Origin of the sequence: Oceanibacterium hippocampi (assembly GCF_900172325.1) — a bacterium.
GTDB classification, from domain to species: Bacteria; Pseudomonadota; Alphaproteobacteria; order Sneathiellales; family Sneathiellaceae; genus Oceanibacterium; species Oceanibacterium hippocampi.
Map to the genome: position 1 here is coordinate 634,933 of NZ_FWFR01000003.1, position 26,369 is coordinate 661,301.

The window sequence follows — 26,369 nt, forward strand, 5'->3', positions numbered from 1 at the left end:
CGCGTGCAAAGGAAGCATTGCTGTGGACGTCTCCGGCCCGCCAGGTGCGGGCTTCAGGTGGTGACAGCGGCTTGTGCCGGCTGTCTTGAACACAAGGAGATCGACATGACCCAAATCAGCACGAAACCTGAATCGGTAAGCACTTCAACGCAGGACTCCGCCACGAGCACGGCGAAGTCGACGAAGACGACTGCGCTTCTCAAGCTCCTCCGGTCGAAACGCGGCGCATCTCTCGAGCAACTGCAGAAGGCGAGCGGCTGGCAGGCCCATTCCGTGCGCGGCTTCCTCTCCGGAACCGTCAGGAAGAAACTCGGGCACACGCTTGTGAAAGAGGCCGGCAAGGACGGTCGCAAGCGCTATCGCATCGAGGGGAGTGCGGCGATCAAATGACCGGTCCGGTCGCGACCGACAAGCTCCGGCGGAAGATCGCTGAACTGGACGATCTCTCCCGCCCGGAGCTTGTTCAGCGGTGGCAGAAGGCGCATGGCTGCCTGCCACCGAAGGGAATCAAGCGCGGCCTGCTCCTTCGCTCGGCCGCCTGGCATCTCCAGGCGAGGCATCTGGGTGGCCTCAAGGGGGACGTCAAACGCGCGCTTCGGAAACTGATAAAGGCGGAGGTGCCCACGCGCGACAAGAGTCGCGCCGCGGGTTCCTCTCCTGACGTCACGCGAATCGGGGAATCCCCGGCGCGGTTGCGGCGCCGGCTCGTGCCGGGCACGCGACTGGTCCGCGAGTGGCAGGGGCGCCTGCATGTGGTCGAAGTGGTGGAGGACGGTTTCCTGCATGACGGGAAGACCTACCGATCGCTGTCCGCAGTAGCCCGGCGGATCACCGGCGCGCAATGGTCCGGCCCGAGGTTCTTCGGCCAATGAGCAAGGGCAAGCGTCTGTGTTGCGCGATCTATACGCGCACATCCTCGGACGAGAACCTTGACCAGGCATTCAACTCCCTCCACGCCCAGCGGGAGGCCTGCGAGGCCTTCATTCGCTCACAGGCCAGCGAAGGCTGGCACTTGCTTTCGGACGGTTACGATGACGGCGGCTTCTCCGGCGGGACGATGGACCGCCCGGCCCTCAAGCGGCTGCTGGATCAGGTACAGGAGAACCGGATCGACATTGTCGTGGTCTACAAGATCGATCGCCTGACAAGATCGCTGACGGATTTCGCCCGGATCGTCGAGATATTCGATGCCCAAGATGTCTCCTTCGTCTCGGTAACACAGGCCTTCAACACCACGACCTCGATGGGCCGGCTCACTCTCAACGTGCTTCTATCCTTTGCCCAGTTCGAGCGTGAGGTCACGGCAGAGCGCATCCGTGACAAGATCGCGGCGTCCAAGAAGAAGGGCATGTGGATGGGCGGCAATGTTCCGTTGGGCTACCGGGTGGAAAAGAGGAAGCTCCTGATCGAGGAATCGGAAGCCGGGACCGTCCGCTTCCTGTTCCGGCGCTATCTCGAAGTGAAGTCGCTCCGCAGGCTGGCAGAAGAGATCAATGGCTCAGATAGAGTTATCCGACGAGGGCGCCCGAGGAACGGTATCAGCCACATCACAGACCCCTTCCAGGCCGGCAGCTTGCGGCACCTGCTTGCCAATCCGATCTATGCCGGCCGGATTCGTCATCGTGACAAGAGCTATGAGGGTGAACATGCGGGCATTATCGATCCCGAACTCTTCGAACGGGTTCAGGCACAGCTGAAGGAACAGGCCCCCAGACGGCAGCATGCGACGAACACGAAGGATCTCCATCTGTTGACCGGGATGCTCTTCGACGAAACCGGTGACCGGCTGACACCGACGCAGTGCCGCAATCATGGCAAACGGTATCGCTACTATGTGTCGAAGCGGATCATCCACCGGGGCAGAGTCGGGGCCCGGCTCCATAACGGCTGGCGCGTCCGCGCGCAAGATATCGAAACCATCGTCGAAAACACGCTGCTCGAAATCCTCCGGAACCCGAGCCGGCTCCATGAATGGTTCAGAGGTCGTCTGAGCGGAGAGAAGGTCCGTCAACTCGCCGCCTCTGCGGCAGCACGATGCAAGGCGTGGCCCGTCGCGTTGCCGGACCGGAAGCAAGCGCACCTGCGGCGTCTGCTTCGAAGGATCACCCTTCGTCCCGGCTGGATCCGGTTCGAGCTGGACCGGAACTCGCTCCTGGCCTGGCTGATGGATGAGCCGCCGGACGCGGAACAGGAGCCATCAATCGTCACGATCGAACAGCCCATGTCCATCCGGCGACACGGCGTCGAAAGCCGGATGATCCTCGCGAATGGAACCGCCCCGACCTGCCAGCCCGATGCGGCGCTGATCGACCTGGTCGTTCGAGCCAATCGCTACCTCGGCACGCTGACAGACGGATCTGCGAAGAGCATTTCCGAGGTTGCAGAAGAGCATGGCGCGAACGCCTCCGAGGTCAGCCGGCTCCTACCTTTCGCCTTCCTCTCGCCACACCTGGTCGAGGGAATTCTCGCGGGCACGCAGCCGGCCGGGCTAGGCGCGCAACGCTTGTCGCGCATCGATCTGCCCTGCGACTGGAGCCAGCAGGCAAAGATACTCGGCTTCTGAGCGGCCAAATCGGCCACTATCGCGACGATACGTTACCATCGCCAAGCCAAACACCTGGACGCCGAAACGGGCGAACAGAGACAGATAGCTGGCGTCCACAGAATTTGAGCAGACTGAGCAGCAAAAGCGTCGCCTGGCACCGAGACGAGCGGATATCCCCCTGAAATCACGGCACTATTCAGAGACCCACAGGAGCCCTTGGTTTCCTTAAAGAAAGTGGTGGGCCCGGCAGGACTCGAACCTGCAACCAGACCGTTATGAGCGGCCGGCTCTAACCAATTGAGCTACAGGCCCACCGGGGCCGGGCCCGCTCGGGGCGCGACCGTCGTTCGCTATAGCCAATGACGGGGGATCGGTAAAGGGCCGACGGCAGCCGCCGGCCCGCAACGCCTCGAATGGCGTTCAGGTATCGAGGAAGCTGCGCAGCTTCCGGCTCCGGCTCGGATGCTTCAGCTTGCGGAGCGCCTTCGCCTCGATCTGCCGGATGCGTTCGCGCGTGACCGAGAACTGCTGGCCGACCTCTTCCAGGGTGTGGTCGGTGTTCATGCCGATGCCGAAACGCATCCGCAGCACCCGTTCCTCGCGTGCGGTCAGCGAGGCGAGCACGCGCGTCGTGGTCTCCCGCAGGTTCGACTGGATCGCCGCGTCGAGCGGCAGGACCGCGTTCTTGTCCTCGATGAAATCGCCGAGATGGCTGTCCTCCTCGTCGCCGATCGGCGTCTCGAGGCTGATCGGCTCCTTGGCGATCTTCAGGACCTTGCGGACCTTCTCGGCCGGCATGCCGAGCTTCTCGGCCAGTTCCTCCGGCGTCGGCTCGCGGCCGATCTCGTGCAACATCTGGCGCGAGGTGCGGACCAGCTTGTTGATCGTCTCGATCATGTGGACCGGGATGCGGATGGTCCGCGCCTGGTCGGCGATCGAGCGGGTGATCGCCTGGCGGATCCACCATGTGGCGTAAGTCGAGAACTTGTAGCCACGGCGATACTCGAACTTGTCGACCGCCTTCATCAGGCCGATGTTGCCTTCCTGGATCAGGTCGAGGAACTGCAGGCCGCGGTTGGTGTATTTCTTGGCGATCGAGATCACCAGCCGGAGATTGGCCTCGACCATCTCCTTCTTGGCGCGGCTCGCCTCGCGCTCGCCCTCCTGCACCGTGGAGACGATGCGGCGGAATTCGCCGATCGGCAGGCCGAAGGCCGTCGAGACCTCGGCGATGCCGGCGCGCAGCATCTTGATGTCCTTCGCCTCGTTCTTGGTGAAGTCCTTCCAGCCCTTCGACTTGAGCTGGCAGACGCGGCGCAGCCAGTTCGGGTCGAGCTCGCTGCCGTAATAGTTCTCGAGGAAGACCTCGCGACTGACCTTGTAGTTCTGGGCGAGCCGGAGAAGCTTGCCCTCATAGGCCATCAGCGCCCGGTTGAGGCCGTAGAGGTCCTCGACCAGCGCCTCGATCCGGTTGTTGTTGAGATGCACGTCTTCCATGAGGTCGACGAGCTCGGCGCGCAGTTTCTCGTATTTCTTTTCCTGCGCGGCCGGAACCGGCTGATGCTCGAGTGCGAGCTGCAGGCGCTGTTCCTGCAGCTTGTGGAGCTTCATGTAGGTCTTGGCGATATTGTCGAAGGTCTCGAGCACCCGCGGCTTCAACGCCTCCTCCAGCGCGGCGAGCGAGAGGGAGGCTTCCTCTTCCTCCTCCTCGTCATCCTCGCGAGTGGCGGTTTCCTCGCCGGAATCGTCGTCGTCGGACGCTTCCGGCGCAGCCTGCTTGGCCCCGCCCGCGCCATTGGCGCCGGCGGCCGGAGCCGTGTCGGCGCTGTCGTCCGCGGTGGCATCGTCGCCTTCCGCATTCTCGCCCGCCGCGGCGCCATTGCCGTTCGCGGCCGAATTGCCGGCCGCGGCCGCCGCTTCGGGTCCGCCGCCATAGGTCGCGTCGAGATCGATGATATCACGCAGCAGCGCCGAGCCGTCCAGCAGTCGCTCCCGCCAGTCGATGATCGCGCGGATGGTGAAGGGGCTCTCGCAGATCGCCCCGATCATCTTCTCGCGCCCGGCCTCGATGCGCTTCGCGATGGCGATCTCGCCCTCGCGCGACAGCAGTTCGACCGAGCCCATCTCGCGGAGATACATGCGCACCGGGTCGTCGGTGCGCTCAAGCTCGGTGGCTGCCGGTGCGGCCGGGGCCTCGTCGTCCTTGCTCGCGGCCTCTCCCTTGGCCTTGCCGTCGCCGCTCGCGTCCTCGACGTTTTCCTCGTTGTCGACGACCGTGATGCCCATCTCGGACAGCAGCGACATCGTGTCCTCGATCTGCTCCGAGGACATCTGGTCCTGGGGCAGGACCTCGTTCAGTTCGTCGAACGTGACGTAGCCACGCTCCTTCGCCTTCGCGAGCATCTTCTTGACTGCGCCGGCGGCAGCGGAATCCAGCAACGGGCTGTCGCTGCCCTCTTCGCGGCCTTCGCTCTGCTCTGCGGATTCAGCGGACTTACTTGCCATGCAACCGTTACTCCTGCGATAGACGATAGGAGCCGGCCACGCGACGCCGACCAACGCCGCGACCTCAGGCTCCCAAACGTTCTAAGGTCGTTCCTCGCGCCCGGAGGCGCGCCCAAATCCTTCCAGTTCCGCCTCGCTTCCCTCGGCGGCTTCGAGGCGACGCTTGACCGCCAGAAAACGCCCCAGGGTCTCGTCGGTCATGTTTTCGGCGAGTTCCGCCTCGGCCACCCGCAACTCCGCGAGCAACCCATCACGCCGGTGCCTGGCCAGAACATGTTTCCAGCCGCGTTCCGCGTCATCCAGATGGGCCTCTGCCATGGCGAACCATTCGACCGCCCCCAATTCTCCCCCGAGCAGTCTCTTCGCGATCGTATCGTGACCGCCAACAGCTAGTTGGCTCTTTAGCTTTTGGCTGTCAAGCCCTGGACAGAAAGAGGCGATATCTATTATCCCCACACGCAGCCTGTCAAGTTCAGGTCGCTCGAACTCGATCTCGGCCAGTTCCTCCAGGTAGCGCTCGATCAGTTCCGGATGGGTCAGCAGGGTTGCCAGAAGCTGCACCTCGCGACGGGCGCCGGTTTCCGGCATGCGGGTCGGGCCGAGCCCCGGCCGCGGCCGCGGCCGTTCCGCGCCGCGACGATAGTCGCCCTGACCGCCCCGGTCACGCCGGTCGGACTGGCGGCGCCAGTCGAAAGCCTCGGACAGACGGCGGCGGAACTCCTCCTGATAATAGCCCTGGACGGTGGCATCGCGGATCGACCCGGCGAGCTGGAACAGCTCCTGGCGCAACGCCGCCCGTCGCTCCGGGGTATCGAGATCGCGGTCGCCGGTCGCCTTCCGCCAGAGCAGCTCGGCAAAGGGCAGCGCCGCGTCGAGCACCGCCTGCATTGCCGGCGGGCCGCCGGCGCGGATCAGGTCATCCGGGTCCTGGCCCTCCGGCAGGATCGCGAAGCGCAGCGAATGGCCCGGCTTCAGCAGCGGCAGCGCGCGCTCCGCCGTCCGCACCGCCGCATTCAGGCCCGCCTGATCGCCGTCGAGGCAGATGATCGGCTCCGGCGCCATGCGCCAGAGCAGTTCGATCTGCTCCTCGGTGACCGCCGTGCCGAGCGGCGCGACTGCATGTGCGAAGCCGGCCTGCGACAGGGCGATCACGTCCATGTAGCCCTCGGCGACCAGGACCGTGCCGGCTGCCCGCACCGCCTCGCGCGCGCCGGCGAGATTGTAGAGCGCGCGGCCCTTGTGGAAGAGCGGCGTCTCGGGCGAGTTCAGGTATTTCGCCCGGGCCTCGCCGAGCGCCCGGCCGCCGAAGGCGATGACCCGTCCCTGGCGGTCGGTGATCGGAAAGATCAGGCGGTCGCGAAAGCGATCGAAGGCTTCCCCGCCGCCCTCGGGGCGGGCGATCAGGCCGGCCTCGACCATCTGCTCCTCGGTGATGTTCCGGGCCGCCAGCGCCTCGGCCAGCGCCCGCCGCCGGCCCGGCGCGAGACCGAGACGGAACCGCGCGATACTGGCCTGCCCGACGCCGCGCCCGGACAGATAATCGCGCGCACGGCCGCCGGCCTCGCCCTTCAACTGGCTTTCGAACCAGGCGGCCGCGGCCTCCAGAACCTCGTGCAGGCCCGCCGCTTTCTCGCGACGCGCATGGGCTTCCGGGCTCTCTTCCGGGACCGTCATGCCGGCATCGGCGGCCAGCTGTCGAACCGCCTCGATAAAGCTCAGGCCGTCCTGCTCGCGCAGGAAGTCGAGCGCATCGCCATGCACGCCGCAGCCGAAGCAGTGGTAGAAGCCGCGTTCCTCGTTGACGCCGAACGATGGCGATTTCTCGTTATGGAATGGACAGAGTCCGACCATCCGGCGGCCCTGGCGGATCAGCTTCACCCGCCGGCCGACGATCGCGGTGATCGAGGTCCGTTCCCTGAGTTCGTCGAGGAATGAGGCCGGTACAGACATCAGTGCGTCGATCTCTCCCGCCGTGGCGCGCGCCGTTCATGCTTCCCCGGCCCGCCGGGGTCGACCGGCCGATGTGCCCTACTCGGCCTGGGCGGCAAGCTCCGACTTCACCCGGGCGCTGGCCGTCCCGAAGTCCATGCGGCCCGGATAGCGGGATTTCAGGACCGCCATCGTGCGCCCCATGTCCTTGAGGCCGGCGGCGCCAATCTCGGCAATCGCCTCGCGGATCGCGGCGACGACCTCCTCCTCCGTGAGCTGCGTGGGCAGGAAATCCTCGATGATCGAGATTTCCTCCTGCTCGGCTTCGGCCAGGTCGATTCGCCCGCCCTGTTCGTAGGCGGCGATCGATTCGCGGCGCTGGCGGATCATCGTCGCCAGCATGCGCAGGACCTCGTCGTCGGAAATGCCGTTCGAATCGCCCTCCGACCGCTTGGCGATATCGCGATCCTTGAGGGTCGCGATGATCAGCCGAAGCGTCGATACGCGGCGCGCATTCTTTGCCCGCATCGCGTCTTTCAGGCTTTCGCTCAGTCGTTCTCGCAGCATCGAGCACCACTTGTAGACCTTGAACAAGCCGACATCATACTGCAACCGGGCCGGCTTGGCAAACGCCGATACAGAACTAAGTCTTTGAAATAACAGGATTAATTCAGACAGGAGAAGGGTTGACGACGGCATGCTATTTGCTTATCGTCCGGCCCGTCGAACCGGTTGGAACTCAAGCGCCGGGCCCGGAAAACCGCTCCGGCGGTCTGTATTCGCGCGGGGCCCGCGCCGCACCCAGGAGACCCTGTAAGATGTCGCTGACAAGCGCCACCCCTGAAACGGGGGGGACCGCGCCGCGGAAGTCGGCTGTCCTCGTCCTTGACGACGGGACGGTCTATCACGGTGCCGGGATCGGCGCCGTCGGCGATGCCGTCGGCGAGGTCTGCTTCAACACCTCGATGACCGGCTACCAGGAGATCCTCACCGATCCGTCCTATGCCGGGCAGATCATCACCTTCACCTTCCCCCATATCGGCAATGTCGGCGCCAATCCGGAGGACGTCGAAACGACGACGTCGGCGGCACGCGGCCTGGTCCTGCGTTGCGACATCACCGAGCCGTCGAACTGGCGCGCCAGCCGCGACCTCGACGACTGGCTGAAAGCGCGCGACCTGATCGGCATCAGCGGCCTCGACACGCGCGCCCTGACCCGGCGAATTCGCGACCGCGGTGCCCCGAAAGGCGTCGTCGCGCACGCCCCCGACGGTCGCTTCGACCTGGACGCGCTGACGGCCAAGGCGCGCGACTGGCCCGGACTGGAAGGCATGGACCTGGCGCGTACCGTAAGCGCGACGCAAACCTACAGCTGGGACGAGACGACCTGGACCCTGGGCCGGGGCTATGGCCGCCAGGAGGCGCCGACCCGCCATGTCGTGGCCGTCGATTACGGCGTGAAGCGGAATATCCTGCGCTGCCTCGCCGCCGCCGGCTGCCGGGTCACCGTGGTGCCCGCGACGGCGACGTTCGATGACATCATGCGGCACGAACCGGACGGCGTCTTTCTGTCCAACGGCCCGGGCGACCCGGTCGCGACAGGCGAATACGCGGTGCCGGTGATCCGCCGGATCATGGACCGCGGCGTGCCGACGTTCGGTATCTGCCTCGGCCACCAGATGCTGGCCCTGGCGGCCGGCGCGAAGACCCGGAAGATGCATCTCGGCCATCGCGGCGCCAACCAGCCGGTCAAGGATCTCGCGACAGGCAAGGTCGAGATCACCAGCCAGAATCACGGCTTTGTCGTCGAGAGCGAAGGCCTGCCGGCCGGCGTCACGGTGAGCCATGTCTCGCTGTTCGACGGCTCGCTGGAGGGCCTGCGCTTCGAAGGCAAGCCGATCTTCTCGGTTCAGTATCACCCGGAGGCCAGCCCCGGGCCCGAGGACAGCCATTATCTCTTCCAGCGGTTCATGGAGTTGATCGACAGCGATGCCTAAGCGCGACGACATCAAGTCGATCATGATCATCGGCGCCGGGCCGATCGTGATCGGCCAGGCCTGCGAGTTCGACTATTCGGGCACCCAGGCCTGCCAGGCGCTGCGCGCCGAGGGTTACCGGATCATCCTGGTGAACTCGAACCCGGCGACGATCATGACCGATCCGGAGATCGCCGACGCGACCTATGTCGAGCCGATCGTGCCGGATGTCATCGAGAGCATCATCGCCAAGGAACGGCCGGACGCGATCCTGCCGACCATGGGCGGCCAGACGGCCCTCAACGTCGCCCTGAAGCTGGCCGAGCGCGGCACGCTGGCGAAATACGGCGTCGAGCTGATCGGCGCCCGGCGCGAGGCGATCGAGATGGCCGAGGATCGTGGCCTGTTCCGTGCCGCGATGGACCGGATCGGCCTCGAAAGCCCGCGGAGCCGGGTCGTGCACGACCAGAACGAGGCACGCGAGGCGCTGGCGGATGTCGGGCTTCCTGCGATCATCCGGCCGTCCTACACGCTGGGCGGCACCGGCGGCGGCATTGCCTACAACCGCGAGGAATACGAGCAGATCATCGCCTCCGGCCTCGACGCCTCGCCGGTCAACGAGGTGCTGGTCGAGGAATCCGTCCTCGGCTGGAAAGAGTTCGAAATGGAGGTCGTCCGCGACAAGGCGGACAACTGCATCATCATCTGCTCGATCGAGAACATCGACCCGATGGGCGTGCATACGGGCGATTCGATCACCGTCGCCCCGGCCCTGACACTGACCGACAAGGAATACCAGCTCATGCGCAACGCCTCGATGGCGGTGTTGCGCGAGATCGGCGTCGAGACCGGCGGCTCGAACGTCCAGTTCGCCGTCAACCCGGTCGACGGACGGCTGGTCGTGATCGAGATGAACCCGCGGGTCTCGCGGTCGAGCGCGCTGGCCTCGAAGGCGACCGGCTTCCCGATCGCCAAGGTCGCCGCGAAGCTTGCGGTGGGCTACACCCTCGACGAGCTCGACAACGACATCACCGGGGTCACGCCCGCATCGTTCGAGCCGACCATCGATTACGTCGTGACCAAGGTGCCGCGGTTCACCTTCGAGAAATTCCAGGGCACCGACGCGCTGCTGACGACGGCGATGAAATCGGTCGGCGAGGCGATGGCGGTCGGCCGGAATTTCGCCGAGTCGCTGCAGAAGGCGCTGCGCTCGCTGGAAACCGGGCTGACCGGCCTCGACCCGGTCGAGATCCCGAAGACCGGCGAGAAACTGGAGAAGCCGGAGATCGTCGCCGCGCTCAGCCGCCCGACCGACTACCGGATCCGGACCATCGCGCAAGCCTTCCGCGAGGGCCTGACGGTCGCCGAGATCCACGACGCCTGCCGCTACGACCCGTGGTTCCTGCGCGAGATCGAGAAGATCGTCGATGCCGAACGCGGCGTTACCGCAAACGGCCTGCCGGCCGATCGCGAAGGCTTCGCGCGCCTGAAGCGGCTCGGCTTCGGCGATGCCCGCCTGGCCCAGCTTGCCGGCCTCGAGGAACCCGAGGTGACGGCGCGGCGGCTCGACCTGGACCTGCGACCGGTCTTCAAGCGGATCGACACCTGCGCCGGCGAATTCCCGTCGCGCACGCCCTACATGTATTCGACCTACGAGGCGACGGATACCGACAACGGCGAATGCGAGGCCGAGCCCACCGACCGCCAGAAGATCGTCATCCTCGGCGGCGGCCCGAACCGGATCGGCCAGGGTATCGAGTTCGACTATTGCTGCGTCCATGCCGCCTACGCGCTCAGCGAGGCCGGCTACGAGACCATCATGGTCAACTGCAACCCGGAAACGGTCTCGACCGACTATGACACCTCCGACCGGCTCTATTTCGAGCCGCTGACCGTCGAGACGGTGCTCGATATCATCCGCCTCGAGCAATCCCGGGGCGAGCTGCTGGGCGTGGTCGTCCAGTTCGGCGGTCAGACGCCGCTCAGGCTGGCGGCCGGCCTCGAGGCCGCGAACGTGCCGATCCTCGGCACCGCGCCCGATGCGATCGACCTCGCCGAGGATCGCGAACGCTTCCAGCAACTGCTGGAACGAATCGGCCTTCGCCAGCCGCCGAACGGCATCGCGCGCGCGCTCGAGGACGCCCATGAAACGGCCCGGAAGATCGGCTTCCCGGTGGTCGTCCGGCCGTCCTACGTGCTGGGCGGTCGGGCCATGGAGATCGTCCGCGACGCCCAGAGCCTCGATCGCTACATGCGCGAGGCCGTGCAGGTCTCTGGCAAGAACCCGGTACTGGTCGACGGCTATCTGCAGAACGCGATCGAAGTCGACGTAGATTGCCTGTCCGACGGCGAGACGGCGTTCGTCGCCGGGATCATGGAGCATATCGAAGAGGCCGGCATCCATTCGGGCGATTCCGCCTGCGTCCTGCCGCCGCACACGCTGTCGCCGGAAACGCTCGCCGAGATCACCAAGCAGACGGAGACGCTCGCCCGTTCGCTGAACGTCGTCGGCCTGATGAACGTGCAATATGCCATCCAGAAGGGCGAGGTCTTCATCCTCGAGGTCAATCCGCGCGCCAGCCGGACCGTGCCCTTCGTCGCCAAGGCGATCGCGATCCCGATCGCCAAGATCGCCGCGCGCCTGATGGCGGGCGAGAAGCTCGCAAGTTTCGGCCTCGAGAAGCGGCCACAGCGCCATATCGCCGTGAAGGAGGCCGTCTTCCCATTCGCCCGCTTCCCCGGCGTCGACACCATTCTCGGACCGGAGATGCGTTCGACCGGCGAGGTCATGGGCATCGATACCGATTTCGGCAGCGCCTTCCTGAAGTCGCAGCTTGCCGCGGGCGTCGTGCTGCCGCAGGACGGCCGGGTCTTCATCTCGGTGCGCGACGACGACAAGCCGGCGATGGCCGATGCGGCCCGCCGCCTGGTCGAGCTCGGCTTCCGGATCGTCAGCACCGCGGGCACCGCCGGCTACCTGCGCGAACACGGGATCGCCGTCGAACAGGTCAACAAGGTGCTCGAGGGCCGTCCGCATATCGTCGACGCGATGAAGAACGGCGAGATCGCGCTGGTTTTCAACACCACCGAGGGCTCGCAGGCGCTTCAGGACAGTTTCACGCTCCGCCGCACCGCGCTGACCAGCCGCATTCCCTACTACACGACGGTGGCGGGATCGCTTGCGGCCGTCGAGGCTTTGGCCCGTCTGTCGCGCGGCACCCTTGATGTCTCGTCCCTTCAATCCTACTCTAAATAACCAATTCCCCGAGAACGTCGGATAGTCCCCGTAGTGACGATCGCCGTTGCTGCTCCGGGAGACTTAGTATGGATGGGACGTATGGAGCGAATACCGATTACGCCGCATGGCTACAAGCGCCTCGAGGCCGAACTCCGTCAGCTCAAGACGGTTGAGCGACAACAGGTGATCCGTGCGATCTCGGAAGCTCGCGAGCATGGCGACCTTTCCGAGAACGCGGAATACCACGCCGCGAAGGAACGCCAGGGCATGATCGAGGCCCGGGTGATGGAGCTCGAGGACAAGCTTGGGCGCGCCGAGATCATCGACGTCAGCGAACTGTCCGGTTCGCGCGTCAAGTTCGGCGCGACCGTCCTGCTTGTCGACGAGGATACCGACGAGGAGATCACCTACCAGATCGTCGGTGCCGACGAGGCCGATATCCGCAACGGCCTGCTGTCCGTCACGGCGCCGCTCGCGCGCGCGCTGATCGGCAAGGAGGCGGGGGACTCCGTCGAAGTCATCACGCCTGGCGGCCAGTCCGCCTATGAAATCCTGAAGGTCAGCTTCAACTGAAGCACGCGGCCACGCGGCCGGCATGTCATTGCCGGCCGCGGCTCAGGCCTTGCCGCCGGCATAGCCGACTGTCTTCAGAACCGTTTCGATCTCGCCCAGAACCGCCGGGTCGTCGATCGTTGCCGGCATCCGCCATTCCTCGGAATCGGCGATCTTGCGCATCGTCGCACGCAGAATCTTGCCGGAACGGGTCTTCGGCAGGCGCTTGACCACGGTCACCGTCTTGAAGGCCGCGACCGGGCCGATCTTCTCGCGAACAAGACCGACGAGTTCGCGTGTCACCTCGGCCTCCGGACGGTCGACCCCGGCGCTCAGGACCACGAAGCCGACAGGAACCTGGCCCTTCAGGCTGTCGCCGACGCCGATCACGGCGCATTCGGCGACGTCCGGATGGCTGGCCAGGACCTCTTCCATCCCGCCGGTCGAAAGGCGATGGCCCGCGACATTGATGATGTCGTCGGTGCGGGCCATGATGAAGAGATAGCCGTCCTCGTCGATATAGCCCGCGTCACCGGTGTTGTAGTAACCGGGATAGGCGTTGAGATAGGCCTTCAGGAAGCCCTCATCGTTGTTCCACAGCGTCGGCAGGCTGCCCGGCGGCAGCGGCAGACGGATCGCGATCGCGCCAATATCGCCGCGCGGCAGTTCCCTGCCCTCTGCATCGAGCACCTGGATATCGTAGCCCGGTACCGCCTTTGTCGGGCTGCCATACTTGATCGGCTCGAGGCCGAGGCCAACACAGTTGGCGCCGATCGCCCAGCCGGTTTCGGTTTGCCACCAGTGATCGAGAACCGGCACCTCGAGCTGGCGCTCGGCCCACTGGATGGTGTCGGGGTCGGCCCGCTCGCCGGCCAGAAACAGCATGCGGAAATTGCTCAGGTCGTACTTGCGCAGGAACTCGCCGGCCGGGTCCTGCTGGCGGATCGCCCGGAACGCGGTCGGCGCGGTGAACAGCGCGACCACCTTGTGCTGCTCGATCACGCGCCAGAAAACCCCCGCATCGGGTGTGCCGACCGGCTTGCCTTCGAACAGGATGGTCGTGCAGCCATGCAGCAGCGGCGCATAGACGATGTAGGAATGACCGACCACCCAGCCGACATCGGAGGCCGCCCAGTAGACCTCGCCGGGCTCGATGCCATAGACGTAGCGCATCGACCATTTCAACGCCACGGCATGGCCGCCGTTGTCGCGGACGACGCCCTTCGGGATCCCGGTCGTGCCGGAGGTGTAGAGGACATAAAGCGGATCGGTCGCCTTGACCGGCACGCAATCGGCGGGGCGGGCGGCCGCGACCGCCTCGGCCCAGTCGACATCGCGACCTTCGACCATCGGGGCCTTCGCCATCGGCCGCTGCAGCACGATCGACGACGCGGGCTTGTGCTCGGAAAGCTCCAGCGCCTTGTCGACCAGCGGCTTGTACTCGATCACCCGGCTGGGTTCGATACCGCAACTCGCCGAGACGATGCAGACCGGCTTGGCGTCGTTGATCCGGGTTGCCAGTTCCTGCGGGGCGAAGCCGCCGAAGACCACCGAATGAATGGCGCCGATGCGGGCGCAGGCGAGCATCGCCACCGCCGCCTCGGGGATCATCGGCATGTAGATGAGAACCCGGTCGCCCTTCGTCACGCCCTGGTCGCCGAGCGCGCCGGCGAAGGTCGCGACGGTGTCGCGCAGCTCGGCATAGGTGAATTGCCTGACCTGGCCGGTGACCGGGCTGTCGTAGATCAGCGCCGCCTGGTCGCCGCGGCCCTCATCGACATGACGGTCCACCGCGTTGTAGCAGGTGTTCAGTTCACCGCCGGCGAACCAGCGGGTGAACGGCGGGTTGCTGTCGTCACGAACGCGGTCCCATCGTCGGGTCCAGACGATATCCTCGGCCGCTTCCGCCCAGAAACCTTCCGGATCGGCCATTGAGCGCGCGAAGGCCTCGTCATAGCGACTGTTCATGACAACCACGTTCCTTCCCTTGAAACCCCCGGGTTCTGGCGCTCTAGCGGCTCCTCGACCCGTCGCAGATCAGACAATACCTCGCTGCGGCCGGTTGCCGCGTTCCCCGCTCCGTCTCCGGCGCGGCTTCGTCTACAGGTGGCTACTGGCCCCAGCCTTCCGGCAGCGAAGGTTCGCGCTCTACCGCTTCCTTCTCGCCCCCGGTGGCTTCCGAGAGCACCCGTTCGGCCCGTTCGCGGGCTTCACGCGCCTCTTTCTCGCCGAGCCGCCTCTGGGCCTTCGTCACCGCCTCGTCCAGTTCACCCTGGGTGCAGATGCCGAGCCCGACCGGGTCATGCGGCCGGATATTGCTCATGTTCCAGTGCGTCCGGTCGCGGACCGCGTTGATCGTGTGCTTGGTCGTGCCGAGAAGCTTCTGGATCTGAGCGTCGGTGATTTCCGGGTGAAACTTGAGGATCCAGGCGATCGCGTCCGGCCGGTCGCCACGCTTCGAGACCGGGGTATAGCGGCCGCCGCGGCGCTTCGGCATGTCGACCTGGACCTTCGGGTCGGCAAGCTTCAGCCGGAAACTCCTGTCGGCCTGGCACCGGTCGATCTCCTCGCGCGTCAACTGGCCGTTGGCGATCGGATCCTGTCCGACGATCCCGATCTGCACCTCGTCATCGGCGATGCCTTTCACCTCGAGTTCATGCAGACCGCAGAAGTCGGCGATCTGCTCGAATGTCAGCGAAGTATTGTCGATCAGCCAAACCGCCGTAGCCTTGGGCATGAGGGGCAGAGCCATATGTCCTCCTTTGCGACGCCGGCGAACATGCCGGACGACGCCGTTTCAGAAACCAACCATCGTCGATTGACTTGTATATAAGGGCGAATTCGATTGTCCGTCAAAGCCCGCGGTCACGTCACGAGAACGATCTTGCCAACATGCGCGGAATCGTCGATGCGCCGGTGCGCCGCCGCAGCCTCGGCGAGCGGAAATGTCGAATCCATTACCGGTCGTATGCTGCCCGCCTCGATAAGCGGCCAGACCGAGGCCTTGAGCGATATCGCGATGGCGCCCTTCTCGGCGATGCTGCGCGGCCGCAACGTCGAACCGGTGATGGTCAGCCGCTTCATCATGACGGGAGCGAAATTCACCTCCTGCGACGCACCGCGCAGGAAGGCGATGAAGACGATTCGCCCTTCCGGCGCGGCGAGCGCGATGTTGCGCGGTATATAGTCGCCGCCGACCATGTCGAGAATGACGTCGACACCGCGTCCGCCGGACGCCTCGCGGATGATCTCGACATAATCCTCGCTGCGGTAGTTGATCGCGCGCTCGGCGCCGAGCCCTTCGCAGGCCCGGCATTTCTCGTCATCGCCGGCGGTCGCGAAAACCCGCGCGCCGAGCGCCCGGGCAAGCTGGATCGCGGTCGTGCCGATGCCGCTCGCCCCGCCGTGAACGAGAAAGGTCTCGCCTTTCCGGAGCCGCCCGCGATCGAAGACATTGGTCCAGACCGTGAAGAAGGTTTCCGGCAGCACCGCCGCTTCCGCCATCTCGAGGCCGCTCGGTACCGGCAGGCATTGCGGCGCCGGCGCGATGCAATATTCCGCGTAGCCACCGCCGGCGACGAGCGCGCAGACCTGCTGGCCGACCGCCCAGTCGGTCACATCCTCGCCCACGGCAACGATCTCGCCCGCGACCTCGAGGCCCGGCAGATCGCTTGCGCCCGGCGGCGGCGCATAATTGCCCATGCGCTGCAGCACGTCCGGCCGGTTGACACCGGCGGCAGCGACCCTGATCAGCACCTCGCCCCTGTCCGGCGACGGCACCGGGCGCCGTCCCGGGCGCAGAACTTCCGGTCCGCCGAAACCCGAAATCTCGATCGCCGTCATCTCCTGCGGCAGGTCCACCATCTCAAACGCCTCCGGCCCGTTTTATTTCTCAAGCGCCAAGGGTCTATTATGAGCGGTCATCCGTGGCAAGGAGCGCAAGAGGGGCATGGCAAATGTTTGATGACGAGAATGTGAAGCGGACGCTGCCGGAACGGCCTGTTCTCGACACCTGGTCGATCGCCGAACTCGAGGAGCGGATCATCGAACTGCAGGCGGAAATCGAGCGGACGCGCGCCACGATACGCCAGAAATCCGGCGCGGCCAGCGCCGCCGACGCCGTCTTCAAGCGCTAGCCGCATGGCACCGGGACGGCGGAAGGGCCGCCATGCCGGCCATGCAGGCCGATGGGGCAGGACCGCATTGATGCGGAACTTTGTACTTTGATTAATGTTAATTTAAGATCTCTACTGTAATTACGGTTGAGTGCGGCCCCTCCCGGGGTCGCGGGCTGGATCCCGATCCAGCCAGTTTGATGCCTCCCTGTTGACTTGAGCCGCCGTGATCCGGCGGCTCTTTTTTTGACGCTATCGACCGAGCGGCGTACGACATCCCTTTGACACACGCTTGACTCATCGACCGATTCGAGTCGTAATCCCCCGGGCAAAAAAGCAAGTCAAACAGGTTGAGGCATCTGTCCGATATGGGGGCGAACCAGTGGTTCGCCCCCATGTTTTTCGGGCTTGTCCGGCCGGCGCTTTACGTCGCCTGCCCGGTCCGCTAGCGTGCGCGGCATTGCGCCCAACGCGAGAGATCGGCCATGAGCAACAAGAGTTTCCCCCGCTTCGACACCTTGTCGCTCCATGGCGGCCAGCGCCCGGACCCGACGACCGGCGCGCGGGCGGTGCCGATCTACCAGACGACGTCCTACGTCTTCGAGAGCTCGGCGCATGCCGCCGAACTCTTCAACATGGAAACGCCGGGCCATATCTACTCGCGCATTTCCAACCCGACCAACGCGGTGCTGGAGGAACGGATCGCCGGCCTCGAGGGCGGCGTTGGCGCGGTCGCCACCGCCTCGGGCCAGGCCGCCTTCCATCTCGCGGTCGCGACGCTGATGGGGGCCGGCGGCCATATCGTGGCATCGGCCTCGATTTACGGCGGCACCCACAACATGCTCACCCACACGCTGCCCCGCTTCGGGATCGAGACGACCTTCGTCGATCCGCGCGACCCGGCCGCGTTTCGCGCCGCGATCCGCCCGGAAACCCGCCTCGTCTTCGGCGAGACGCTTGGCAATCCGGGGCTTGAGGTGCTCGACATCCCGGCGGTCTCGGCGGTCGCCCACGAGGCCGGCCTGCCGCTGATGGTCGATTCCACGTTCACCACCCCGTGGCTGATGCGGCCCTTCGAGCTTGGTGCCGATATCGTCATGCATTCGGCGACCAAGTTCCTCGGCGGCCACGGCATCGCCATCGGCGGGCTGCTGGTCGACGGCGGCGTCTTCGACTGGCGGGCGAGCGGCCGCTTCCCGACCCTGACCGAACCCTACGCCGGTTATCACGGGCTCAATTTCGCCGAGGAGTACGGCCCCGCCGCCTTCATCATGCGGGCCCGTGCGGAGGGTCTGCGCGATTTCGGCGCCTGCATGAGCCCGACCAACGCCTTCCAGATCCTGCAGGGCGTCGAGACACTGCCGGTCCGCATGCAGCGCCATGTCGAGAACACCCGGGCGGTCATCGCCTTCCTCGAAACCCAGAAGATGGTCGAGCGGGTGATCTATCCCGAATGCCCCGGCCATCCCGACCATGCACTGGCCGGGACGCTGCTGCCGCGCGGCTGCGGCGCGATCTTCTGCTTCGACATCGGCGGCGGCAGGGAGGCCGGGCGTGCCTTCATCGACGCGCTGCAGCTTTTCTCGCACCTGGCCAATGTCGGCGACGCCAAGAGCCTGGTGATCCACCCGGCCTCGACCACGCACCAGCAGATGAGCGCCGAGGCGCTCGGCGCCGCGGGCATCGGCGAGGGCATGATCCGGCTCTCGGTCGGGCTGGAGGATCCGGCCGACCTGATCGAGGACCTGGCCCGCGGCCTGCGCCAGGCGGAGAAAGCCCTGCCGGCCCGCGCCGCCGAATAGACATCGACACGAATGATACCGGGAGCAACGTGATGGAGTTCAAGGCAGGCGGACGGCGACTGTTCGCGGCAACCGGCGGCCAGGCCTTCGAGCCGTCGCGCCCGACGATGCTGTTCATCCACGGCGCCGCCATGGATCATTCGGCCTGGGCGCTGCAGAGCCGCTTCATCGCCCATCACGGCTGCAACGTGCTGGCCGTCGATCTGCCGGGCCACGGCCTGAGCGAGGGTCCCGTGCCGACCGGCGTCGACGAGCATGCGGCGATCATGGCCGAACTGCTCGACGCGGCCGGTGTCGAGCGGGCGATCGTGGCCGGCCACAGCCTCGGCGCGCTGATCGCCATCGCGCTTGCCGGGCAGGCCCCGGACCGGGTCTCGGCCCTCGGGCTGCTGGGCGTCGCCCTGCCGATGGCCGTCGGCAAGCCGTTCCTCGACGCGGCCAGGGACGATTCCCGGACGGCGATCGACATGATGATGAGCTGGTCGCACGCGGCGCCGGCCCAGATCGGCGGCGCGGCGAGCCCGGGAAGCTGGATCGTCGGCGGCAACCGCCGGCTTGTCGAGCGGGCGAGCCCCGGGACGCTGCACACCGACCTGCTGGCCTGTAACGACTACGCTGGTGGCGACGCGGCGGTCGCCCGGATCACCTGTCCGACCCTGCTGATCCTCGGCGCCGCCGACCGCATGGCCCCGGTGCGGGCAGCCGCGCCGCTGCTCGATGCGATCCCCGGCGCCCGCCAGCTGGTCATCCCGGATTGCGGCCACATGATGATGGCCGAGGCGCCGCGCGCGGTGCAGCGCGCCCTGCTTTCCCTCGTCGACGGCGCGGCCCGGCGGGCGGCCTGAGCCGCCGGCCGGTTTCGCGGCCCGGCCCCGCGTCTCAGAGGGCGCGGGCCTTGTCGCGCAGGACGAACTTCTGGACCTTGCCGGTCGAGGTTTTGGGCAGATCGCCGAAGACCACGGTGCGCGGGCATTTGTAATGCGCCAGGTTATCGCGGCAGAAGGCGATGATCTCTTCCGCCGTGGCCGTGCCGTTCGGCTTCAGGGTGACGAAGGCGCAGGGCGTCTCGCCCCATTTCTGGTCGGGCCGGGCGACCACGGCGGCCTCGAGGACCGCCGGATGCTTGTAGAGCACGCCCTCGACCTCGATCGTCGAGATATTCTCGCCGCCGGAGATGATGATGTCCTTCGAACGGTCGCGGATCTCGACGTAGCCGTCCGGGTGCATGACCGCGAGGTCGCCGGAATGGAACCAGCCGCCCTCGAAGGCCTCGGCGGTCGCCTTCGGGTTCTTCAGGTAGCCCTTCATGACGATATTGCCGCGCATCATGATCTCGCCCATGGTTGCGCCGTCGGCCGGCACATCCTCCATGGTCGCGGGGTCCTTGACCGTGATCCCCTCGAGGACCTGGTAGCGGACGCCCTGGCGCGATTTCAGCCGGGCCCGCTCGTCCAGCGGCCGGTCGTCCCATTCGCCCTTCCATTCGCAGACCACGGCGGGGCCGTAAGTCTCGGTCAGGCCGTAGACATGGGTGACGTCGAAGCCCATCTCCTCCATCGCGGCGAGCACCGGGGGCGGCGGCGCGGCGGCGGCGGTCATGATCTTGACGCCGGGCCGGGCCTTGGCCTTCAACTCGTCCGATGCATTGATCAACAGGCTCAGCACCACCGGCGCGCCCGAGAAATGGGTCACGCCATGGGCCTCGATCGCCTCGAAGATCGGTTTCGCCTCGACCCGGCGCAGGCAGACATGGGTGCCGGCGAGCGCCACGATGGTCCAGGGGAAACACCAGCCGTTGCAGTGGAACATCGGCAGCGTCCAGAGATAGGTCGCATGGCGGCCGATTCCCCAGGTGACGGCGTTGCCGAGCGCATTCAGATAGGCGCCGCGATGGTGATAGACGACGCCCTTCGGATTGCCGGTCGTGCCCGAGGTATAGTTGAGCGAGATCGCCCGCCACTCGTCGTCGGTCGGCCGCCAGTCGTAGTCGGGGTCGCCACCGGCGATGAAGCTCTCGTAATCGGTCGCGCCGAGCTGATCGCCGCCCGGCCCCTGCGGGTCGACGACATCGATGACGAGGATATCGCGCTCGGCGATCTCAAGGGCCTCCCGGATCACCGGCGAGAACTCGGTATCGGTGATCAATACCTTCGCATCGGCGTGATTGAGGATGAACCCGAGTATCTTCGCATCGAGCCGGGTGTTCAGCGTGTTCAGCACCGCGCCGCACATCGGAACGCCGAAATGCACCTCGACCATCTGCGGCACGTTCGGCAGCATGATCGCGACCGTGTCGTCACGGCCGATACCATGCGCCGCAAGCGCGCTCGCCAGACGACGCGCGCGGGCGTAGGTTTCGCGGTAGGTATAGCGTTCGGGGCCGTGAATGACGGCAACCCGGTCGGGAAAGACGGCGGCCGAACGTTTCAGGAAGGTCAGCGGTGAAAGCGGCTCGTAGTTGGCCGGATTCTGGCCAAGATCGGTTTCATAGGCGCTGGCGGTCATTGTCGCTCCATCCTCGGCTTTCGGCACTTCCCCGGCTCTGCTAATCCTTGTTTCCGTCGGACGCAAGCTCGATCGGAACGCCCGGCAGATACTTGGAATTGCGAATTCCGAGCGAGGTTTTCACATGGCCGACATTCGGCGCCGCGGTCAGCGTATGGGTCAGGAATTGCTGATAGATATCCCAGTCACGGGCGACCACCTTGAGCAGGAAATCGCTCTCGCCGGCCAGCATGTAGCATTCCCGGACCAGCGGCCAGGTATGGACAAGTTCCTCGAAGGCCACGAGGTCCGCCTCGGCCTGGCTCTGCAGGCCGACGAGGGCGAAGACCGTGACGCCGAAACCGAGCAGTTCCGAGTTCAGACGGGCGTGGTACCCCAGAATATGGCCGCTTTCCTCGAGCGCCCGCACCCGGCGCAGGCAGGGCGGCGCGGAAATTCCGACCCGACTGGCCAGTTCCACGTTGGTGATTCGTCCGTTGTCCTGCAAATCGTTGAGAATTCTTCGATCGATCTGATCGAGGCGTACGCGCTGCATATATGTCTCCCGCGGCGGGCGTTTGCGCAACAATATTACACGGAACGCCGAACGCAAAGCCGCTTCGGCGTCGGCCGGCACAATGTCGCCGATCAGCCCGCGGGGCCTTCGGCAGCACGCCGGGCGACGGGCCGCTCGGATGCCTAGACTGGTCTGCTGGGTGATATCGGAAGGCCGGCCGGGCATCGAGAACCAGTGTCTCGGACTGGCCGAGGCACTGGCCCGCACGGCGCCCGCCGGAACCGGGCTGGAGATCGTCACCAAGCGGATCCGGATCGCGCCGCCCTGGCGCTGGCTGCCGCACCGGTTCTGGCCCGAACCGCTGCGATGCCTCGGACCGCAAGGTGATCGGCTTGCCCCGCCCTGGCCGGATCTCCTGATCTGCGCCGGCCGGGTCAGCGTCGCGCCGAGCCTTGCCGTGAAGGCGGCCTCGGGCGGGCTCTGTCAGGCGATCCGGCTCGAACGGCCCTATGGCAGCGGAGCGGCCTTCGATCTCGTGGTGACGCCGGCGCACGACCGCTACGAGGGTTCCAACGTGCTGCACAGCAGCGGCGCGCTGAACCGCGTCCGCCCGGACCTGCTGAGCGCTGCCGCGCGCGAATTCGCGGCACTTGCGGAATCGCTGCCCACGCCCCTGACCGCGGTCCTGATCGGTGGCGACAGCAAGGCCTACCGGATGACGCCGGAGAGCCTGCGCGACCTTGCCGCTGGCCTGCGGGCCGCCTGCGAGGCGAACGGCGGCGGACTCCTGATAACCGGATCCCGGCGTACCCCGCCCGCCGCCATGGCTGCGTTCCGCGAGGCGATCGGCGGCCTGCCCCATTATCTCTGGGACGGCTCCGGGGCCAATCCCTATTACGGCTTTCTCGGCCTGGCCGAGACCATCGTGACGACCTGCGATTCCGTCTCGATGCTGTCCGAAGCCTGCGCGACCGGGAAACCCGTGTATGTGCACGAATTGCCGGGTCGGGGCGGCAAGCTGCGTGCCTTCCTCGACCGTCTTTATGCCGAGAACCGGGCACGCCGCTTTGCCGGGCGCCTCGAACACTGGCGCTGCGAACCGCTCGACGACGCGACGGCGATCGCCCGGGCGATCTGGCTGCGGCAACCGGGACAGCCGGCAACGGTTTCGTGAACAGGCGCTGGACCCCTGCGGCATTCCCGGAGCTTGCGGCCAAGCCCTGCACGTAATACATAACGATGGCGCGCCCAGCCGCCGGCGGCCGTTGGCCGCGATCAATCAGCCAGCCCCTGTGGAGCCCGATCATGGCCGCGACCCATCACAGCAAGTTCCTGGTTCTCGGATCCGGCCCGGCCGGTGCGACGGCCGCGATTTACGCCGCGCGCGCGGCCCTGGAGCCGATCATGGTGCATGGTCTGCAGCCCGGCGGCCAGCTCACCATCACGACCGATGTCGAGAACTACCCCGGCTTCGCCGACCCGATCCAGGGCCCGTGGCTGATGGAGCAGATGGAGGCCCAGGCCCGCAATGTCGGAACGCGGATCTTCAACGACGTGATCGTCGATGTCGATCTGACGAAGCGCCCCTTCGTGCTGACCGGCGATTCCGGCGACCGTTACACGGCCGACGCGCTCGCCATCGCGACCGGCGCGCAGGCCCGCTGGCTCGGGCTCGACGACGAGCAGAAGTTCCAGGGCTTCGGCGTTTCCGCCTGCGCCACCTGTGACGGCTTCTTCTTCCGCGGCAAGGAGGTTCTGGTGGTCGGCGGCGGCAATACCGCGGTCGAGGAGGCGCTCTACCTGACCCACCACGCGTCGAAGGTGACGATCGTCCATCGCCGTGACAGCTTCCGCGCCGAGAAGATCCTGCAGCAGCGCCTGTTCGCGAACGACAAGATCGAGGTCGTCTGGAACCATGTTCTGGAAAAGATCCTTGGCGACGAGGACCCGCTCGGCGTGACCGGCGTCCGGCTCCGCAACGTGCAGGACGGCACGATGCAGGAGCGCAAGCTCGACGGGGTGTTCATCGCCATCGGTCACGCGCCGACGACCGAGATCTTCAAGGGCAAGCTCACCATGGACAGGGAGGGCTACATCGTCACCGCCCCCGACTCGACGGCAACGAGCGTTCCCGGCGTATTCGCCTGCGGCGATGTCCAGGACAAGATCTTCCGCCAGGCCGTGACCGCCGCCGGGACCGGCTGCATGGCCGCCCTGGAAGCGGAGAAGTATCTTGCCGCCCTCGAGCTCAGCGACGAACGCGAAGCCTCGCTCAGCGAAGCGATCTAGGCGGGGACCGCCGGAACGTCATGGATTGGGACAAGCTGCGCATCTTTCACGCGGTCGCCGAGGCCGGCAGCTTTACCCGGGCCGGCGACATCCTGCATCTCAGCCAGTCGGCTGTGAGCCGGCAGATCTCGTCGCTCGAGGAGAGCCTGGCGACGAAGCTGTTCCATCGTCATGCCCGCGGCCTGATTCTCACGGAGCAGGGCGAGCTCCTGTTCCGCACCGCCCATGACGTCTTTGCCAAGCTCGCGACCGTCGAAGGCCAGCTCAAGGACGCCAAGGAGAAGCCCTCCGGCGAACTCAAGGTGACAACGACGGTCGGGCTCGGCTCGAGCTGGCTGACGCCCCGGATCCGGGAGTTCCTCGAACTCTATCCCGATATCACCGTCAACCTGATCCTTGCCGACCGCGAGCTCGACCTGTCGATGCGCGAAGCCGACGTGGCGATCCGGCTGCGCCAGCCGGTCCAGGCCGACCTGATCCAGCGCCGCCTGCTGACCGTGCATTACCGGATCTACGGCTCGCCCGATTATCTCAAGCGCTACGGCATGCCGATGACCCCGGACGAGATCGGCGGCCACAGGCTGATCGTCTATGGCGAGGAAGCCCCTTCCGTGATCTCCGACGTCAACTGGCTGCTCGATGTCGGCACCGACCGGCCCGGCGCCCGGCGCCCGGTCCTCAAGGTCAACAACATTTACGGCCTGCTGCTGGCCGTCGAGAGCGGACTCGGCATCGGCGCGCTGCCGGACTATATCGTCCACGGCAACAGCAATCTCGTGCAGGTGCTGCCCGATGTGCCGGCACCCAGTTTCGACGCCTTCTTCGTCTATCCGGAAGAGCTGCGGAACTCGAAGCGGGTCACGATCTTTCGCGATTTCCTCATCCGCAAGGTCTCGGAATGGCGTTTCTGATGCGCCGGACGGGTGCCTCCTGCATCTCCGAAAAACGCTGAAACTCAACGGAAATTGCCCTCAGTCGGGCAGCCTGCCCATGTTTTTTGCACAGCAATTTCGATGGTATATGCGCAAATCGCATAGCTGCGTTGCTCACATGAGTCTGGCCGAATACAGCGCCCATCCCTAAGTATAACGGCATGGTTACGGCATCTGCCGGCAACCAGATCGTCCGGTCTCCCCGGACGATGGCTTTCGGATCCTCCCATTCTCCGAGAGCCGTTCACGTCGATGACGTGAAGCCTCCCTGTTAGACTTGCCGGCCTTATAGGCCGGTTTTTTTTGCGCCGCAGCAATTCGCCCACGATCTATACCCATCGGTAGGCATGCGTTTTCTGCATACGGGGTCTGCTCACTTCTTGGTCGACGGCAGCCCCTCCGGTGACTACATAGAGGGCATCGGATGTTGCGACGCAGCATCCCTTCAGCGCCGGGCTTCGGCCTGGCGCCGGGGTCTACCGCCCTCCTCCCTGCGGTAGACCTTTCACGTCTCCCTGACGTGAAGCCTCCCTGTATTGACTTGCCGGCCCCTTCGGGGGCCGGCCTTTTTTTGCCTCGCAGCAATGGCATGAACCGGCACGGAAACCCGAACGCCGGCATGCAACCGTTGCATGGTTCCGCGTCCATCCACCGCCGCGATGGTCGTCTGCAGCAGGATCGATCCGTCTTTATGTTGCAGCGCAAAGTCGAACTAACGCATCCCCTGACCGGCCACAGAAGGCGTGTCGTGCGGAGGGAGCCGGATCACCGGCCGAGCAATACCGGCAACTGGCGCAGGTCATCGAAGGGTTCGCCACCGGCGGCCCGCAGCCGTGCCGGCGCGACATGGCCACCACCGGTGAAGGCAAGAACCCGCATCCCGGCGGCGCGCCCGGCCTCGATCCCCGGCAGGCTGTCCTCGACGACAATGCAGGCATCGGTCGCGAAGCCGAGCCGGGCGGCGGCATGCAGGAACAGGTCCGGCGCCGGCTTGCCGCGAGCGACCTCTTCGGCACTGAATGTCCGTGCCTCGAAGAAACCGTCCAGCCCGGTCAGGCGAAGCGACAGTCGGATCTTCTCGATGCTCGACGAGGAAGCGAGGCAAAAGGGCTCGGCGAGACCGGCGAGGAGTTCCGCCGCGTGCGGGATGGGGCGGAGCCCGGTTTCGTAGGCCGCATAGGTCTCCCGCTGCAGGTCGTGCAGGAACTCGTCGCCCAGCGGGACGCCGTAGAGTTCGTGAACCATGCGCAGGCAATCGCGGATCGGCCGCCCGACGAAGCGCTCGACCGTATCCTCGTAGGAGATCGGGACTCCCACTCCGCGGAGCGCGCGATGCAGGACGGCGTTCGCGATCGGTTCGGAATCGACCAGCGTGCCGTCCATGTCGAAGATGATGAGCCTGTCCCTGTCTGCCATGGACAGGCTTTTAGCGCCGCCGGCGCGGATGGCAAGCGGTCAGCGCGCGTTTCGGGGACGGCGCGGGAC

At 65.9% G+C, this 26,369-nt stretch carries 21 protein-coding genes and 1 tRNA gene; 12 read left to right on the top strand and 10 right to left on the bottom strand.

The window, feature by feature from the left end:
* Positions 1-105 precede the first annotated feature (105 nt).
* The 3 genes from OCH7691_RS18340 to OCH7691_RS18350 are packed head-to-tail and all read left to right on the top strand — an operon-like array spanning position 106 to position 2,563.
* On the top strand, positions 106-390 hold the full coding sequence (locus OCH7691_RS18340; RefSeq protein WP_085885022.1) for a DUF3489 domain-containing protein: 285 nt from the start codon (positions 106-108) through the stop codon (positions 388-390).
* Positions 387-872 carry a DUF2924 domain-containing protein gene (locus OCH7691_RS18345; protein ID WP_085885023.1) on the top strand — a complete coding sequence of 162 codons (486 nt, stop codon included), beginning with the start codon at positions 387-389 and terminating at the stop codon, positions 870-872. Before OCH7691_RS18340 ends, OCH7691_RS18345 begins: the two co-directional genes overlap by 4 nt.
* Positions 869-2,563, top strand: a complete 1,695-nt coding sequence (locus tag OCH7691_RS18350; RefSeq protein ID WP_085885024.1) for a recombinase family protein — start codon at positions 869-871, stop codon at positions 2,561-2,563. Before OCH7691_RS18345 ends, OCH7691_RS18350 begins: the two co-directional genes overlap by 4 nt.
* A gap of 217 nt (positions 2,564-2,780) precedes the next feature.
* On the opposite strand, the gene OCH7691_RS18355 is transcribed toward OCH7691_RS18350, so the two are convergent.
* From OCH7691_RS18355 to OCH7691_RS18370, 4 genes are all read right to left on the bottom strand, one after another.
* Positions 2,781-2,857 (bottom strand) — tRNA-Ile (locus tag OCH7691_RS18355).
* 108 nt (positions 2,858-2,965) lie between these two features.
* Positions 2,966-5,050, bottom strand: coding sequence for an RNA polymerase sigma factor RpoD (rpoD, locus tag OCH7691_RS18360; RefSeq protein ID WP_085885025.1), 2,085 nt, complete (start codon positions 5,048-5,050; stop codon positions 2,966-2,968).
* A gap of 81 nt (positions 5,051-5,131) precedes the next feature.
* On the bottom strand, positions 5,132-7,000 hold the full coding sequence (gene dnaG / locus OCH7691_RS18365; protein WP_085885026.1) for a DNA primase: 1,869 nt from the start codon (positions 6,998-7,000) through the stop codon (positions 5,132-5,134).
* 78 nt (positions 7,001-7,078) lie between these two features.
* The gene (locus tag OCH7691_RS18370) at positions 7,079-7,546 is read right to left on the bottom strand and encodes a GatB/YqeY domain-containing protein (protein WP_085885160.1); all 468 of its coding nucleotides are present in this window, start codon (positions 7,544-7,546) and stop codon (positions 7,079-7,081) included.
* A gap of 251 nt (positions 7,547-7,797) precedes the next feature.
* Here OCH7691_RS18370 and carA point away from each other — a divergent pair, with 251 nt between their 5' ends.
* From carA to greA, 3 genes are all read left to right on the top strand, one after another.
* The gene (carA, locus tag OCH7691_RS18375) at positions 7,798-8,976 is read left to right on the top strand and encodes a glutamine-hydrolyzing carbamoyl-phosphate synthase small subunit (protein WP_085885027.1); all 1,179 of its coding nucleotides are present in this window, start codon (positions 7,798-7,800) and stop codon (positions 8,974-8,976) included.
* Positions 8,969-12,211: a carbamoyl-phosphate synthase large subunit gene (carB, locus tag OCH7691_RS18380; RefSeq protein WP_085885028.1), complete on the top strand. Its 3,243-nt coding sequence runs from the start codon at positions 8,969-8,971 to the stop codon at positions 12,209-12,211. Before carA ends, carB begins: the two co-directional genes overlap by 8 nt.
* An 81-nt stretch (positions 12,212-12,292) precedes the next feature.
* Positions 12,293-12,766, top strand: a complete 474-nt coding sequence (gene greA, locus OCH7691_RS18385) for a transcription elongation factor GreA (protein WP_085885029.1) — start codon at positions 12,293-12,295, stop codon at positions 12,764-12,766.
* A 42-nt stretch (positions 12,767-12,808) separates the two neighbouring features.
* On the opposite strand, the gene OCH7691_RS18390 is transcribed toward greA, so the two are convergent.
* The 3 genes from OCH7691_RS18390 to OCH7691_RS18400 form a co-directional block, all read right to left on the bottom strand.
* Complete coding sequence (locus OCH7691_RS18390) at positions 12,809-14,713, bottom strand: propionyl-CoA synthetase (RefSeq protein WP_085885030.1); 1,905 nt, start codon at positions 14,711-14,713, stop codon at positions 12,809-12,811.
* A 142-nt stretch (positions 14,714-14,855) separates the two neighbouring features.
* Positions 14,856-15,497 (bottom strand): DUF1013 domain-containing protein, encoded by a 642-nt coding sequence (locus OCH7691_RS18395; protein ID WP_085885031.1) that lies wholly within the window; start codon positions 15,495-15,497, stop codon positions 14,856-14,858.
* Positions 15,498-15,610: 113 nt separating this feature from the next.
* Entirely contained in the window at positions 15,611-16,609 is a 999-nt protein-coding gene (locus tag OCH7691_RS18400; RefSeq protein ID WP_176245154.1) for an NAD(P)H-quinone oxidoreductase, read from the bottom strand.
* 92 nt (positions 16,610-16,701) lie between these two features.
* On the opposite strand from OCH7691_RS18400, the gene OCH7691_RS18405 reads away from it, so the two are divergent.
* The 3 genes from OCH7691_RS18405 (at position 16,702) to OCH7691_RS18415 (ending at position 19,507) form a co-directional block, all read left to right on the top strand.
* Positions 16,702-16,881 (top strand): DUF1192 domain-containing protein, encoded by a 180-nt coding sequence (locus OCH7691_RS18405; RefSeq protein WP_085885032.1) that lies wholly within the window; start codon positions 16,702-16,704, stop codon positions 16,879-16,881.
* 464 nt (positions 16,882-17,345) lie between these two features.
* Positions 17,346-18,662: an O-acetylhomoserine aminocarboxypropyltransferase gene (locus OCH7691_RS18410; RefSeq protein WP_085885033.1), complete on the top strand. Its 1,317-nt coding sequence runs from the start codon at positions 17,346-17,348 to the stop codon at positions 18,660-18,662.
* Positions 18,663-18,694: 32 nt separating this feature from the next.
* Positions 18,695-19,507 carry an alpha/beta fold hydrolase gene (locus tag OCH7691_RS18415; protein ID WP_085885034.1) on the top strand — a complete coding sequence of 271 codons (813 nt, stop codon included), beginning with the start codon at positions 18,695-18,697 and terminating at the stop codon, positions 19,505-19,507.
* Positions 19,508-19,541: 34 nt separating this feature from the next.
* On the opposite strand, the gene OCH7691_RS18420 is transcribed toward OCH7691_RS18415, so the two are convergent.
* On the bottom strand, positions 19,542-21,167 hold the full coding sequence (locus OCH7691_RS18420) for an acyl-CoA synthetase (protein ID WP_085885035.1): 1,626 nt from the start codon (positions 21,165-21,167) through the stop codon (positions 19,542-19,544).
* Between the two features lie 40 nt (positions 21,168-21,207).
* On the bottom strand, positions 21,208-21,702 hold the full coding sequence (locus OCH7691_RS18425) for an Lrp/AsnC family transcriptional regulator (protein ID WP_085885036.1): 495 nt from the start codon (positions 21,700-21,702) through the stop codon (positions 21,208-21,210).
* Between the two features lie 139 nt (positions 21,703-21,841).
* Here OCH7691_RS18425 and OCH7691_RS18430 point away from each other — a divergent pair, with 139 nt between their 5' ends.
* The 3 genes from OCH7691_RS18430 to OCH7691_RS18440 all read left to right on the top strand — a co-directional run bounded on the left by OCH7691_RS18430 (position 21,842) and on the right by OCH7691_RS18440 (position 24,863).
* Positions 21,842-22,837 carry a mitochondrial fission ELM1 family protein gene (locus OCH7691_RS18430; protein WP_176245155.1) on the top strand — a complete coding sequence of 332 codons (996 nt, stop codon included), beginning with the start codon at positions 21,842-21,844 and terminating at the stop codon, positions 22,835-22,837.
* A 131-nt stretch (positions 22,838-22,968) separates the two neighbouring features.
* Entirely contained in the window at positions 22,969-23,952 is a 984-nt protein-coding gene (gene trxB / locus OCH7691_RS18435; protein ID WP_085885038.1) for a thioredoxin-disulfide reductase, read from the top strand.
* Between the two features lie 20 nt (positions 23,953-23,972).
* Positions 23,973-24,863, top strand: a complete 891-nt coding sequence (locus tag OCH7691_RS18440) for a LysR family transcriptional regulator (RefSeq protein WP_085885039.1) — start codon at positions 23,973-23,975, stop codon at positions 24,861-24,863.
* Positions 24,864-25,649: 786 nt separating this feature from the next.
* Here OCH7691_RS18440 and OCH7691_RS18445 read toward each other — a convergent pair.
* Complete coding sequence (locus OCH7691_RS18445) at positions 25,650-26,300, bottom strand: HAD family hydrolase (RefSeq protein ID WP_085885040.1); 651 nt, start codon at positions 26,298-26,300, stop codon at positions 25,650-25,652.
* Positions 26,301-26,369: the final 69 nt, after the last annotated feature.

Coding starts and splice junctions, on each gene's coding strand:
- dnaG (WP_085885026.1), bottom strand. CDS start 7,000: ATGTCTGTACCGGCCTCATTCCTCGACGAACTCAGGGAACGGACCTCG.
- OCH7691_RS18410 (WP_085885033.1), top strand. CDS start 17,346: ATGAGCAACAAGAGTTTCCCCCGCTTCGACACCTTGTCGCTCCATGGC.
- OCH7691_RS18350 (WP_085885024.1), top strand. CDS start 869: ATGAGCAAGGGCAAGCGTCTGTGTTGCGCGATCTATACGCGCACATCC.
- greA (WP_085885029.1), top strand. CDS start 12,293: ATGGAGCGAATACCGATTACGCCGCATGGCTACAAGCGCCTCGAGGCC.
- OCH7691_RS18440 (WP_085885039.1), top strand. CDS start 23,973: ATGGATTGGGACAAGCTGCGCATCTTTCACGCGGTCGCCGAGGCCGGC.
- carB (WP_085885028.1), top strand. CDS start 8,969: ATGCCTAAGCGCGACGACATCAAGTCGATCATGATCATCGGCGCCGGG.
- OCH7691_RS18420 (WP_085885035.1), bottom strand. CDS start 21,167: ATGACCGCCAGCGCCTATGAAACCGATCTTGGCCAGAATCCGGCCAAC.
- OCH7691_RS18390 (WP_085885030.1), bottom strand. CDS start 14,713: ATGAACAGTCGCTATGACGAGGCCTTCGCGCGCTCAATGGCCGATCCG.
- carA (WP_085885027.1), top strand. CDS start 7,798: ATGTCGCTGACAAGCGCCACCCCTGAAACGGGGGGGACCGCGCCGCGG.
- OCH7691_RS18400 (WP_176245154.1), bottom strand. CDS start 16,609: ATGGTGGACCTGCCGCAGGAGATGACGGCGATCGAGATTTCGGGTTTC.
- OCH7691_RS18340 (WP_085885022.1), top strand. CDS start 106: ATGACCCAAATCAGCACGAAACCTGAATCGGTAAGCACTTCAACGCAG.
- OCH7691_RS18395 (WP_085885031.1), bottom strand. CDS start 15,497: ATGGCTCTGCCCCTCATGCCCAAGGCTACGGCGGTTTGGCTGATCGAC.
- OCH7691_RS18445 (WP_085885040.1), bottom strand. CDS start 26,300: ATGGCAGACAGGGACAGGCTCATCATCTTCGACATGGACGGCACGCTG.
- OCH7691_RS18415 (WP_085885034.1), top strand. CDS start 18,695: ATGGAGTTCAAGGCAGGCGGACGGCGACTGTTCGCGGCAACCGGCGGC.
- OCH7691_RS18425 (WP_085885036.1), bottom strand. CDS start 21,702: ATGCAGCGCGTACGCCTCGATCAGATCGATCGAAGAATTCTCAACGAT.
- OCH7691_RS18370 (WP_085885160.1), bottom strand. CDS start 7,546: ATGCTGCGAGAACGACTGAGCGAAAGCCTGAAAGACGCGATGCGGGCA.
- rpoD (WP_085885025.1), bottom strand. CDS start 5,050: ATGGCAAGTAAGTCCGCTGAATCCGCAGAGCAGAGCGAAGGCCGCGAA.
- OCH7691_RS18430 (WP_176245155.1), top strand. CDS start 21,842: ATGCCTAGACTGGTCTGCTGGGTGATATCGGAAGGCCGGCCGGGCATC.
- OCH7691_RS18405 (WP_085885032.1), top strand. CDS start 16,702: ATGTTTGATGACGAGAATGTGAAGCGGACGCTGCCGGAACGGCCTGTT.
- OCH7691_RS18345 (WP_085885023.1), top strand. CDS start 387: ATGACCGGTCCGGTCGCGACCGACAAGCTCCGGCGGAAGATCGCTGAA.
- trxB (WP_085885038.1), top strand. CDS start 22,969: ATGGCCGCGACCCATCACAGCAAGTTCCTGGTTCTCGGATCCGGCCCG.